Here is a 12,558-nt window from a genome sequence, read left to right as displayed (position 1 = left end):
GGTTTAGTTTAGGTCACTGACCTTGGCTGTACCGGCATCAAGCGCGGCAAAGTCTTCGGGCAGATCGGTTTCGTGGAATGTATAAGACAGCGTGATCCGATGCACGTATTTTGCATCTCTGTCTGTGGTGATTTCTGGATCGACGTAGAACGTCACCGGCATGAGCACGGTTTCACCCGGTTGAAGCACCTGCATTTCAAAGCAGAAGCAGTCGATCTTGGTGAAAAAGCCGCCCGCCTCGTAGGGCGCGACGTTATAGGATGCTGAGCCGGCAATGGGCCGATCCGTCGGGTTGGTCGCTTCATAGAAGGCCAGACCGGTCTCGCCGATCCGCAACTCCATCTCGCGCTCCACGGGTTTAAAGCTCCACGGGAAGTCGCGCGCGACAGAGGCGTCGAAACGGATTTTGATGGTCTCGTCGAGAATGACATCAGAGGCCGTTTCGGAAACGCCGGTGGCGCCGCCAAAACCCGTGACCGCACAGAACCACGAATAAAACGGCACAGACGCCCACGCGAGCCCGCCCATGAGCGTCACAACGCCAACGGTCTGCAGCAGGGTTTTCTGGGTACCTTCGAGACGTTTCACTGTTGCACCTCGGAAGTTGTCGAACGTGCGGGATCCAGAACGGTTACTTTTGCGATCGTCAGGCCCATGAGCAACACGACGAACAGCGCCAGTGCAAAGCCGAGCCCGACATTGCGGGACCGGCGGCGTTTGTGGACCTCGTGAAGTTTGGTGATGGCCATTAGAACGGACCTCCGACACCCATCGCGCCAAGAACGCGATCAACGAGAAGGGCCGCGAAATGGGCGAGCGTGTAGACCAGAGATAGTTTGAAAAACTGCCGCTCGGCTTTGTAATTGTCTGCCTCGGCCTGCACTTCGTCGCGGCGATAGAGACGCACAGCGCCCGCAAGGAATGCGCCATTCATCACAATCGCTGTGATCAGATAGGCCCATCCTGCAATCGGGGTCGCAAGCAATGCAAATGCCGCGACGGCGAGCAGAACAGTGTAGACGAGGATGTGAACGCGCGTCGCACGTTTGCCGTGTGTCACCGTCAACATCGGCACTTTGGCGGCGTCGTAGTCGGCATTCATGAACAGCGCCAGCGCCCAGAAGTGGGGCGGCGTCCACATGAAAACGAGCATGAACATCAGAACGGACTCAAGGCTCACCCCGCCTGTCACGGCCGCCCAGCCGATCATCGACGGGAAAGCCCCCGCAGCGCCACCGATCACGATGTTCTGGGGCGTCAATCGTTTGAGCCACATCGTGTAAACAGCAACGTAGAAGAAGATCGTAAACGCCAAAAGACCTGCTGCGACCCAATTTGTCGCGAGACCGAGCATGATCACCGAGAATGCGGACAGGGTCAGGCCGATGCTCAGGGCTTCCTGCTCGGTGACTTTGCCTGTTGGAATGGGACGCTTCATCGTCCGCTTCATCACACGATCGATATCGGCGTCATACCACATGTTCAGCGCGCCGGAGGCACCGCCACCGATGGCGATACACAGAATGGCAAAAAACCCGATGAATGGATGCACGCCACCGGGGGCCACAGCCAAACCGACAAAGGCCGTAAACACGACAAGCGACATCACGCGCGGCTTGAGCAAGGCGAAATAATCGCCGAAACCCGCTTCGCGGTCCTGTTCGAATGTGATGCTTGCGTCGGTCATCGGGGCCTTTCTGGAGTTTGCGTCCGACGGGGGGATCATCCCCACGCGCCGGACGCCATGATCAGTTCACCCAGAAACGGTCGCAAAACCGTCCCTGCGCTGTCTTTCTTACTGGGATGCCGCGACGCGCACGACGTCTGCATCGGTTTCCACAGAAGCATAGAGATCGCGTGCGCCTTCGAGCCAGGCGGCATATTCTTCTTCGCTCACGACCTTAACAGTAATGGGCATGTAGGCGTGGTCTTTACCGCAAAGCTCGGAACACTGGCCGAAGAATGTGCCTGTCTTCTCGGCTTTGAACCAAAGCTCAGCGACACGACCGGGAACAGCGTCCTGTTTCACGCCAAAGGCCGGGATGGTCCACGCATGGATAACGTCGGCGCCGGTCACGCCCATAACAACTGTTTTGCCTACGGGAACTACAACAGCTGTGTCGGTCGCCAAGAGGTAGAGATCGTCGGTGTAACCGTTCTCGGCCAATTCTTCTTTCGCCAGGAGGAAGGATTCAAACCCGAAACCTTCGTCTACATATTCGTAGCCCCAGAACCACTGGTAGCCGGTCACTTTGATGTAGATGTCGCCTTCGGGGATTTCCTGCTGTTTGAACAGAACCGGCAGGGAGAAGATCCCGATCACGACCAGAATGATCACAGGGATCAATGTCCACGCGATTTCCACGGAGGTGTTATGGGTAAATTTCGCCGGCGTTTTGTTGACCCGCGCGTTGTAGCGCACAATGACGATGGCGATCAGGACCAGCACAAACAGGACGATCGCGCCCATGACCCAGTTGAGCATGCCATCAAGCCGGTGAATGTCGCGGGCCAATTCTGTGGCCGCCGGCTGAAAGTCGATGCCACGGGGGACAGGCGCGCCCAGAAGCTCGCCCGATTGTTGCGCCAGAGCGGCACTCGCGGTCATCATTGCGGTGGATGCAGCCGTGATACCGGCAAAAAGCGTTTTGTTGCGCATGGTCTCTTCCCGTTATTATCGCCGCGATCCAGCCGAAGCGTGAACTTTTAAGCGGTTGCGCCCGGTTGCGTCGGGGCGCCTTTTCGTTTGAGTCTGCCTATGCAGAACACATATAGATTCTGGACTGCCAGTTTCGTGCAGCATTGAGCGCGTTTTTTGATCCAGATCAAGACCCGAGGTGGAAAAATCCATGAATGCGAGACGTTTTGACCCATTCGAAGGCGCCCTAGATAAGGACGCAGCACTGCACCTTCTACGCGAGGCCGTCAATGGGGCGGATGACGGAGAGCTGTTCTTTGAGCGGCGCACATCCGAAGGATTGGTCCTCGATGACGGGCGCATCCGCACGGCGTCCTATGATGCCGCCGAAGGGTTTGGCCTGCGCGCTGTCAAAGGTGAAACAACAGGTTACGCCCATTCCACCGAGATATCAGACAGTGCGATCAGGCGCGCCGCCGAGACCGCCCGCCTCGCTGTTGGTGATGGTGGCGGCACGCTCGCGCACGGTCCGCGGCCAACCAATGTCAAACTCTATTCGGACGAAAACCCCCTCGAAGGGGCGGCTTTCGAGGTCAAAATCGACACCTTGATGGAAATCGACGCTTATTTGCGGGATCTCGACAAACGGGTTGTTCAGGTGAGCGCGTCGCTCGCCGCGTCTTTTCAGGAAGTTTTCATTTTGCGCCCCGAAGGCATCATGGTGTCCGACGTGCGGCCCATGGCGCGGCTCAACATTTCTGTCATCGTCGATCAGGGCGGACGGCGCGAAAGCGGATCGGCGGGCGGCGGCGGGCGTTATGGCTTGACGTCGCTCATGTTGCCGCGTCACTGGCAGGGCGTTGCCCGCGAAGCCTTGCGCGTGGCATGCGTGAACCTCGAAGCCGTCCCTGCCCCTGCGGGTGTTATGGACGTCGCACTGGGCAATGGCTGGCCCGGCATTTTGTTGCACGAAGCGGTCGGACATGGCCTCGAAGGGGACTTCAACCGTAAAAAAACCTCGGCATTTGCTGGCCTTATGGGTCAACAGGTCGCCGCTCGCGGTGTCACGGTCCTGGATGACGGCACGATTCCGGACCGGCGGGGGTCGATTTCGGTCGATGACGAAGGAACGCCATCGGCCAAAAACGTGCTGATCGAAGACGGTGTACTCGTCGGTTACATGCAGGATCGCCAGAACGCGCGCCTCATGGGGGTTGATCCGACCGGAAACGGGCGGCGCGAAAGCTATGCCCACACGCCGATGCCGCGCATGACCAACACGTATATGCTAGGCGGCAACACCGCGCCTGAGGATATCGTCGCGGACGTCAAGGATGGCATCTACGCCGTCGGCTTTGGCGGTGGGCAGGTCGATATCACCAACGGTAAGTTCGTGTTCTCCTGCACCGAGGCCTACCGCGTCGAAAACGGCCGCGTCGGCGCACCGGTAAAGGGCGCGACCCTGATTGGCGATGGGGCCACGGCGCTTAAACAAATCCGCGCGATCGGCAATGACATGGCGTTGGATCCGGGTATGGGCAATTGCGGCAAACAGGGGCAATGGGTGCCCGTTGGCGTGGGCCAACCCACACTTTTGATCGGTGGACTGACGGTTGGGGGATCGGCGAGCTGATCTGCGCAGTTGGTGGGCGGGGAATCCGGGCACCGGTTTAAGGAGCGTTCGCATTGATCATTCCCCACAAACAGGGCCCAAAACGCGCATTTACGCAGGGTATTTTGCGTTTGCGGGCCCAGCGCACGCTGTGAAATCACTAAAATTCGAATTTTCTTTGACCTAGTAACCGCTCATTAACCAAATTCGGCGAATGTGATCCTGCAAGAGACGGAGTGCAGTTGGTTCAATGGATTTATTCCCTTCCCACCACCCCCTCACCCCACCCCACACCGAGGAAGATCGGGCGAACTGGCTTCGTCTCTTGCGTTCACGTCGCGTTGGCGTGGCGACTTTTTACCGGATGATGCGCGAACACGGTGATGCGCAGACCGCTCTCGCGGCTCTGCCGGACATGGCGAAATCTGCCGGTGTTTCGAATTACGAGATTTGCCCGGAAGGTGTTGTGGCCGCGGAACTGCGTGCAGGCCACAAAGCCGGTGCGCGTCTCGTGGCGCGGGGTGAGCCGGAGTATCCTGACTACCTCGCCATGATCGACGACGCCCCGCCTCTACTGTGGACGAAGGGCGATCTATCCCACTTTGAACGCCCCTTGATTGCCATCGTGGGCGCGCGCAACGCCTCTTCCCTAGCAACGCGATTTGCACGCACTCTTGCGCGCGAGTTGGCGCAGGAAGGTTTCGGAATCGTATCCGGCCTAGCGCGCGGCATCGACACGGCGGCGCATCTCGCCGGCCTCGAAAGCTCCACCATCGCCTGTCTGGCGGGTGGTCTTGATATCGTTTACCCGCCCGAAAACGCCCAGTTGCATGCGGACATTGGCGAAAAGGGACTTCTGGTGTCCGAGCATCCGTTCGGCATGAAACCCCTTGCGCGCCATTTCCCGACCCGCAACCGGATCGTGTCGGGCCTGTCGCGCGCAACTGTTGTCGTTGAGGCCGCAGCGCGTTCGGGGTCTCTTATAACGGCGCAAAACGCACTCGATCAGGGTCGCGATGTTATGGCGGTGCCTGGTCACCCCTTCGACGCACGCTCGGCGGGCTGCAATCTGCTCATCCGCGACGGCGCGTCGCTGATCCGTGGGGCACGCGATGTCATTGATGCCTTGGCAGATGCATCGCCAATTGCGCGCACACACGAGGTAACCCCTGAGGCAGCAATACCCGTACCGCCCGCCCCGCCAGAAAATCGCGACCTTTCCGATAACACAGTGCTCCACATGGAAATTCTGTCACGTTTGTCGACGTCCGCCCTCGCAGAGGATCAATTGATCCGTGACATCGGCCTCCCGTCAGAACGGATCTGCGCCGAAATCCTGTGCCTTGAACTGGAAGGGCGGGTTTCGCGCAAAGCGGGTGGTTTTATCGCGCTGTGCTAACCTGATGTAGGCTCGGTTTCGCGCCGGAAGCGCGTGCGCGACCTGCATTGAAATAGCCGCACGCCATGGGCAATAGAGAGATCACTAAACGCCGGAAGCGAGGTCTTTTGCGCAAGACCCGAGATGAAAGCCGATTGACAATCGCGTGTTGCACAACACATCTTGCCTCGCCATAAGTCACCAAACCACTGCCCCAAAGGATCGTTCATGCCCGTCGTCGTTGTCGAATCCCCGGCGAAAGCCAAAACGATCAACAAGTATCTCGGCAATGACTACACCGTGCTCGCCTCCTACGGCCACGTCCGCGACTTGCCGGCGAAAAACGGTTCCGTCGATCCGGACCACGAATTCGAGATGACGTGGGAAGTGGGCAATGACAGCAAAAAACACGTCAAAGCCATCGTGGATGCGCTCAAAGATGACGACACACTGATCCTCGCGACCGACCCTGATCGCGAAGGCGAAGCGATTTCGTGGCACCTACAGGAAGCGCTGACCAAGCGGCGCGCGATCAAAAAAACCACCTCCGTGTCGCGTGTGACGTTCAACGCGATCACCAAACAAGCCGTCACGGAAGCGATGAAAAACCCGCGTCAGGTCGATGCCCCGCTGGTGGAGGCCTATTTGGCACGCCGCGCTCTCGACTACCTCGTGGGCTTCAACCTCTCGCCGGTTTTGTGGCGCAAACTCCCCGGCGCACGTTCTGCGGGTCGTGTGCAGTCGGTCTGTTTGCGACTCATCGTCGAACGCGAAGTCGAAATCGAAGCCTTCAATGCGCGCGAATACTGGTCAGTCAAAGCGGTTCTCGAAACGCCGCGGGGCCAGAACTTCGAAGCGCGCCTTGTGCAAATGGGCGGCAAAAAGCTCGACAAATTCGATCTCGAAAACCGCGTCGGCGCCGAATTGGCCGCACGCGCAGTGGCGTCGCGCGACCTGAAAGTCGCCTCGGTCGAGGCAAAACCCGCCTCGCGCAACCCTTCTGCGCCGTTCATGACATCGACACTGCAGCAGGAAGCGAGCCGCAAATTCGGTTTCGGCGCACGCCAGACCATGAACTCCGCCCAGCGCCTCTACGAGGCCGGTCTCATTACCTACATGCGAACCGACGGCATCGACATGGCGCCAGAGGCCGTCGCCCAAACCCGTGACGCGATCAAAGAGCGCTATGGTGACAAATACGTGCCCGCCTCCGCGCGCATCTATAAAAACAAAGCCAAGAATGCGCAGGAAGCGCACGAATGTATCCGCCCGACGGATATGTTTGCCGCCCCTGATAAAGTGAACCTGTCGGACAAAGATCAGGCACGGCTCTACGACCTCATCTGGAAACGCACGATTGCCGCCCAGATGGAAACCGCGAAACTGGAACGGACGTCGGTCGATATTACCTCCGATGACGGCGAGATCGTCCTGCGCGCCACGGGTCAGGTCGTGGTCTTTGACGGCTTCATGGCGGTCTATACCGAGGGTCGCGATGACGTTGAGGAGGACGACGAAGGTCGCCTGCCCCAGATCATGGATGGCGAAGTCGTCAAACGCGTCGCCGGGGCTCTCGCGTCGGACGCAGAAGACAAAGAATGCGTTTTGACCGGTGATGGTGCCGTCCTCGCGCTGCAACATTTCACCAACCCGCCGCCGCGCTACACCGAAGCCACGCTGGTCAAACGGATGGAAGAGCTCGGCATCGGCCGCCCCTCCACCTACGCCTCGGTCCTGACGACCATCGTGGAGCGCGAATACGTTCGAAAAGAGCAGAACCGCCTGATCCCAGAAGACAAAGGCCGGATCGTCACGATCTTCCTGATGAACTTCTTCCGCCGGTATGTGGGGTATGAATTCACCGCGAACCTCGAGGAAGAGCTCGACAAAATCTCGGCGGGCGATCTCGATTACAAAGAAGTGTTGCACCGTTTCTGGCGCGATTTCTCGGCCGCCATCGCCGAAACGTCCGAGCTGCGCATTTCCGAGGTGCTCGACAAACTTGACGACGCGCTCGCACCAACACTCTATCCTCCGCGCGAAGATGGGTCTGACCCACGCGCCTGTCCTCTGTGTGGATCGGGATCCCTGCACCTCAAGACATCGAAATCCGGCGGCTTTGTCGGTTGCTCGAATTACCCCGAGTGCCGCTACACCCGCCCGATCGGTGGGGATGCTGCCGAAAACGAAGACCGGATTCTCGGTGAAGACGAGAATGGCAACGAGATCACTTTGCGCTCCGGCCGCTTTGGACCCTACGTCCAGCGCGGCGAGGTAACCGAAGAAGTCAAGAAACCGGACCGCTCCTCTCTGCCCAAAGGGTGGAAAGCGGAGGAAATGGACCTCGAGAAGGCGCTTGTCCTGCTGAGCCTGCCCCGCCAGATCGGCGAGCATCCGGAAGGGGGCATGATCACCTCCAACTTCGGACGCTTTGGCCCCTATGTGATGCACCAGAAACCCGAAGACCCCAAACCGGTCTACGCCAACCTCAAAGACCCCAATGATGTTTTTGAAATCGGCATGAACCGCGCTGTGGAAATTTTGGCCGAAAAACGCGCCAACCCGGGCGGTCGTGGTCGCGCCGCTGCGAAAGCGCTCAAAGAACTGGGCGAACACCCGCAGGAAGGTGGCCCCGTTCAGGTGCTCGACGGCCGCTACGGTCCCTATGTCAAATGGGGCAAGGTGAATGCGACACTGCCCAAGGACGTGAAGCCCGAAGATCTGACTATGGATCAGGCGGTTGAACTGATCGCAGAAAAGGCGGCAAAGGGCGGCAAGAAGAAAACGGCCGCCAAAAAGCCCGCGGCTAAAAAGACAGCGGCCAAGAAACCGGCCGCAAAGAAGCCCGCGGCGAAAAAGCCGGTAGCCAAGAAGACCGCATCGAAATAGACGCGATGCGTCATGTTGCGCCGCAGCATTCCGTTGACTTCCGCTTTGGGATTTCGTCCTATTGTGAAAATTTCAGGTGCCCCGGGAGAGACGTATGCAAAAGGTTTATGGTTCCGCAAAAGACGCCCTCGATGGGTTGTTGTCTGACGGCATGCTGATTGCTGCAGGTGGGTTTGGCCTCTGTGGAATTCCCGAACTACTGATCGATGCGCTCGTTGAAAGCGGCGTGAAGGACCTGACCATCGCCTCGAACAATGCAGGCGTTGATGGTTTCGGTCTGGGCAAGCTTTTGGAAACGCGCCAGATCAAAAAGATGATGTCGTCCTACGTGGGCGAAAACGCCGAGTTCATGCGCCAATACCTGTCCGGCGAGTTGGAACTCGAATTCAACCCGCAGGGGACCTTGGCCGAACGGATGCGGGCCGGTGGCGCGGGCATTCCCGGGTTCTACACAAAAACCGGTGTGGGCACTGTGATCGCCGATGGCAAGGATCAGCGGGATTTCAACGGTGAGACCTATATTATGGAAGAGGGCATCTTTGCCGACCTTTCCATCGTCAAAGCCTGGAAAGCGGACGAAACGGGCAATGCGGTGTTTCGCAAAACTGCGCGCAACTTCAACCCGCCCGCGGCGATGTGCGGAAAGATCTGCGTGATGGAAGTCGAAGAGATCGTGCCGACCGGCAGCCTCGACCCCGACTCGATCCACCTTCCCGGTGTCTATGTTCACCGTCTGATTCAGGGTGCGCATGAAAAGCGGATCGAGCAGCGCACCACCCGTCCCCGCCCCGCCGCATAAGTCGATGGGTTCGCCCTACGACCAATTACCCGACACGGCCTTTTGGCGAACCGGCGTTGCTGAGCAGGCACCCGACGTGATCGCCGGTCTCTATGAGCCTAAATTCCCGATCACTCCTGAAACGCGTATCATGACCGCGGGCAGTTGTTTCGCCCAACACATCCACCGCAACCTGGCCGAACGCGCATGGTCCGTGATCGACACCGAAACTCCCGCCAAGGCGCTGCCCGCGCGCGTGTTGCGCCAGTTCGGCTATGGCCTCTATTCGGCGCGCTACGGCAATATCTATACCGCGCGCCAACTCCTTCAGTTGATCAAGGAAGCCTACGGTGAGTTTTCTCCCGCAGAGCCGGTTTGGGACCGCGAAGGCCGGTTCTACGATTCACAGCGCCCCAACATAGAGCCGGACGGTTTCGCCAGTGGCGATCAGGTCATTGAAGCACGCACCCATCACCTCGCGGCGGTGCGTCAGGCGCTCGGCGAAGCGGACGTGTTCATTTTCACCTTGGGACTGACCGAGACTTGGCTGCATCGCGCCACAGGAACCGTTTATCCAATGGCGCCGGGCACCTTGGCCGGCACATATGATCCGGCACACCATGGGTTTTATAACTTTACGCTTCCCGAGATCATGGAAGACTTGGATGCGATCCGGGAATCACTACATGCGCTGAACCCGGATATGAAAATGCTCCTCACCGTCTCGCCGGTTCCTCTGACGGCCACCGGGGTGGAGCGCCATGTTTTACAATCCACGACCTATTCAAAATCAGTTCTTCGCGCGGCCGCGGGCGGTTTCTGTGCCGGACATGCCGACGTGGACTACTTCCCGTCCTTCGATCTCATCACCTCGCCCGCAGCGGGTGACCGTTTCTACGCGCCAAACCTGCGTTCGGTGACGGAGGAAGGCGTAAGCGCGGCGATGTCGATGTTCTTTGTGGCGCAGGGCGCAGAAGACGCGGTCCTGTTCGATCAAAGCGCGCCGCAAAGTGATGAAGACGATGACATCATTTGCGAGGAAGCGCTGATCGAGGCGGCCCGCCGATGAAGGTTCTCGTCCTTGGCACATCCCATGTGGGTGCCTTTCTTCTCGCGCGCGACGAGATCCGCGCGGATTTTCCCGATATCGAGGTGTCCTATTTCGGCCTGCCCGGCGATGTGTTTTCCCGCGCGGTTGCCCACAATGGAATCTTCAGGACCGAAAATGCAGACGACCGCCTTTTCGAATGGAACGAAGCGCGCGAGATCGATCTACGACCGTTCGACCAAATCCTTCTTACCGGCACGCGCTTTATGTGGCTGCTCGTCATGCGGCTGTTCGCGACGCGTGACGTTCTGGACGAACCACAGCGACGCGGGCTAGCGCTTATCAGCAGGCCCGCGCTCACAGCCTTTATTGACGCCGCGGTGGAGGACGCCGTGGCAGGCCTGTTCAACCGGATACCACCAGACCCGCGTATCACTGTCCTTCCTGCGCCCTATCCGCTCGTGCGGTCCTGGAAGCCGGGGTTCGGGCATGAGCCTATTGTCACTGCGGCGTCGCAAATGGACACCATTGGCGTTTGGACGGGCCTCTATGAGGATGCGATTTTGACCCACCTCGCTGCGCAGGGCATGGGGTTCATCGCGCAGCCACAGGACACCCGCGCCGACCCGATCCGGTCACAGAACCGGTTTGCCCGCGCGAATTCGTCGGCCGAGGAGGTCGGGAACCGCGTCGACAACCGTCATCTCAACGCCGACTATGGCAGACACGCTTTTTCGCATTACGCCCAATCCACCTTAGGGCTGACACCTGCCGCAGCGCAGAAAGACTTGGACGGCGCACCTTAAACGTTGTTAGGATCGCGCCACATTCGAAACGGAGACGACCATGCCTTGGGATCGCAATCAAATGGCCGCACGGGCCGCACTGGAACTCGAAGACGGGACCTATGTGAACCTCGGGATCGGTATTCCGACGTTGGTTCCCAATTTCATCCCCGAGGGGGTTACCGTGACGTTGCAATCCGAAAACGGGATGCTCGGCATGGGGCCGTTTCCCTATGAAGGTGAAGAAGACGCCGATCTCATCAACGCCGGCAAACAGACGATCACCGAACTGCCAAACACCGCCTATTTCGACAGCGCGTTTTCATTCGGAATGATCCGTGGCGGGAAAATCGCCATGGCGATCCTCGGCGCGATGGAAGTGGACGAAAAGGGCGATCTGGCCAACTGGATGATCCCCGGCAAACTGGTAAAGGGCATGGGCGGCGCCATGGATCTCGTGGCAGGCGTGGGCCGCGTGGTGGTTGTGATGGATCACACCAACAAACATGGCGACAGCAAGCTACTCAAGGAATGCACCCTACCACTGACGGGCAAAAGCGTCGTCGATCGGGTTATCACCAATCTCGGTGTGTTGGACGTGGTGGACGGTGGGCTCAAAATCGTCGAGCTGGCTGATGGGGTGAGCGAAGAAGAATTGCGCGCAGCCACCGAGGCGACCATCGTCGACTGAGACGACCTAGTTGGACCGGACCGCATCCGTGGCGAAGACGCAGCCATCTGAATAGAGCTCTGGCTGCGTAACGCAAAGACGCCGCGCGACCTGCCAAGCGGCGAGCACCTTTGGCACATAGGCGCGGGTTTCGGCATAGGGTGGCGGGCCGTTGTATTTCTTCACCGCATTCTCGCCCGCGTTATATCCCGCCAGTGCAAGCGCCACGTCGCCGTTGAATTCGGAAATCAACCAATCGAGATAGGCGATGCCGCCGCGGATGTTTTCGGACGGATTGGTGGCATCCGACACCCCGAACCGCGCGGCGGTGTCTGGGATCAATTGCATAAGGCCCTGTGCCCCTGCCCCGCTCACCGCATCGAATTCTCCCGCCGACTCGACCGAAATAACCGCAAGAGCCAGAGCGGGTGACACCTTTGAGCCGATCGAATGCACCAAAAGGTCCTTGCCATACTTTCGCGCAATCTCGGTGACCTGCTGGAAACTCGGTGACCGGATACTGGCCGCCTGATCGAGCGTGAGTGCCGCGAGGGCGGCCCCGAACCGTTCGGGACCTGCGCCTGCGAGGTCGTGGGGCACGGCACGCCAATACCAATCCAACAAGTTCTCGCTCGATGCCTCCGTCACAGCGGCCTCAACAGAAGCGGGCTGCGGGGTCGCAACCGGCGCGGGTTTTCGATCGCCGGGGCGGATTTGCACAGTGATCCGCTTTGACGTGCCCGACTTTGGTGGGGTCAGA

General features: G+C 59.1%; 12 protein-coding genes. 7 read left to right on the top strand and 5 right to left on the bottom strand.

What is annotated here, in order from left to right:
* Positions 1–3: 3 nt before the first annotated feature.
* The 4 genes from ABD815_RS09570 to coxB form a co-directional block, all read right to left on the bottom strand.
* Complete coding sequence (locus tag ABD815_RS09570) at positions 4–588, bottom strand: cytochrome c oxidase assembly protein (RefSeq protein WP_344846695.1); 585 nt, start codon at positions 586–588, stop codon at positions 4–6.
* Positions 585–749: a cytochrome C oxidase assembly protein gene (locus ABD815_RS09565; RefSeq protein ID WP_344846693.1), complete on the bottom strand. Its 165-nt coding sequence runs from the start codon at positions 747–749 to the stop codon at positions 585–587. The genes ABD815_RS09570 and ABD815_RS09565 overlap by 4 nt, the downstream gene beginning before the upstream one ends.
* The gene (gene cyoE, locus ABD815_RS09560; RefSeq protein ID WP_344846691.1) at positions 749–1,687 is read right to left on the bottom strand and encodes a heme o synthase; all 939 of its coding nucleotides are present in this window, start codon (positions 1,685–1,687) and stop codon (positions 749–751) included. The genes ABD815_RS09565 and cyoE overlap by 1 nt, the downstream gene beginning before the upstream one ends.
* A 108-nt stretch (positions 1,688–1,795) precedes the next feature.
* Positions 1,796–2,659, bottom strand: a complete 864-nt coding sequence (coxB, locus tag ABD815_RS09555; protein ID WP_344846689.1) for a cytochrome c oxidase subunit II — start codon at positions 2,657–2,659, stop codon at positions 1,796–1,798.
* Positions 2,660–2,849: 190 nt separating this feature from the next.
* On the opposite strand from coxB, the gene tldD reads away from it, so the two are divergent.
* From tldD to ABD815_RS09520, 7 genes are all read left to right on the top strand, one after another.
* Positions 2,850–4,271, top strand: a complete 1,422-nt coding sequence (tldD, locus tag ABD815_RS09550; protein ID WP_344846687.1) for a metalloprotease TldD — start codon at positions 2,850–2,852, stop codon at positions 4,269–4,271.
* A gap of 229 nt (positions 4,272–4,500) precedes the next feature.
* Entirely contained in the window at positions 4,501–5,649 is a 1,149-nt protein-coding gene (dprA, locus tag ABD815_RS09545; RefSeq protein WP_344846685.1) for a DNA-processing protein DprA, read from the top strand.
* Positions 5,650–5,856: 207 nt separating this feature from the next.
* Positions 5,857–8,517, top strand: a complete 2,661-nt coding sequence (topA, locus tag ABD815_RS09540) for a type I DNA topoisomerase (RefSeq protein WP_344846683.1) — start codon at positions 5,857–5,859, stop codon at positions 8,515–8,517.
* Positions 8,518–8,611: 94 nt separating this feature from the next.
* Entirely contained in the window at positions 8,612–9,316 is a 705-nt protein-coding gene (locus tag ABD815_RS09535; protein ID WP_344846681.1) for a CoA transferase subunit A, read from the top strand.
* Positions 9,267–10,364, top strand: coding sequence for a GSCFA domain-containing protein (locus ABD815_RS09530; protein WP_344846679.1), 1,098 nt, complete (start codon positions 9,267–9,269; stop codon positions 10,362–10,364). Before ABD815_RS09535 ends, ABD815_RS09530 begins: the two co-directional genes overlap by 50 nt.
* Positions 10,361–11,149: a hypothetical protein gene (locus ABD815_RS09525; RefSeq protein ID WP_344846676.1), complete on the top strand. Its 789-nt coding sequence runs from the start codon at positions 10,361–10,363 to the stop codon at positions 11,147–11,149. The genes ABD815_RS09530 and ABD815_RS09525 overlap by 4 nt, the downstream gene beginning before the upstream one ends.
* A gap of 40 nt (positions 11,150–11,189) precedes the next feature.
* A complete protein-coding gene (locus tag ABD815_RS09520) occupies positions 11,190–11,819 on the top strand; it encodes a 3-oxoacid CoA-transferase subunit B (protein ID WP_344846674.1) in 630 nt (209 codons plus the stop codon).
* 6 nt (positions 11,820–11,825) lie between these two features.
* On the opposite strand, the gene ABD815_RS09515 is transcribed toward ABD815_RS09520, so the two are convergent.
* Positions 11,826–12,558 (bottom strand): lytic transglycosylase domain-containing protein (locus tag ABD815_RS09515; protein WP_344846672.1); only part of this gene is annotated, 733 nt, incomplete at its 5' end.

It is taken from the genome of Celeribacter arenosi (assembly GCF_039539485.1).
GTDB lineage: Bacteria > Pseudomonadota > Alphaproteobacteria > Rhodobacterales > Rhodobacteraceae > Celeribacter > Celeribacter arenosi.
This window is presented reverse-complemented; position numbering and strand designations above follow the sequence as displayed.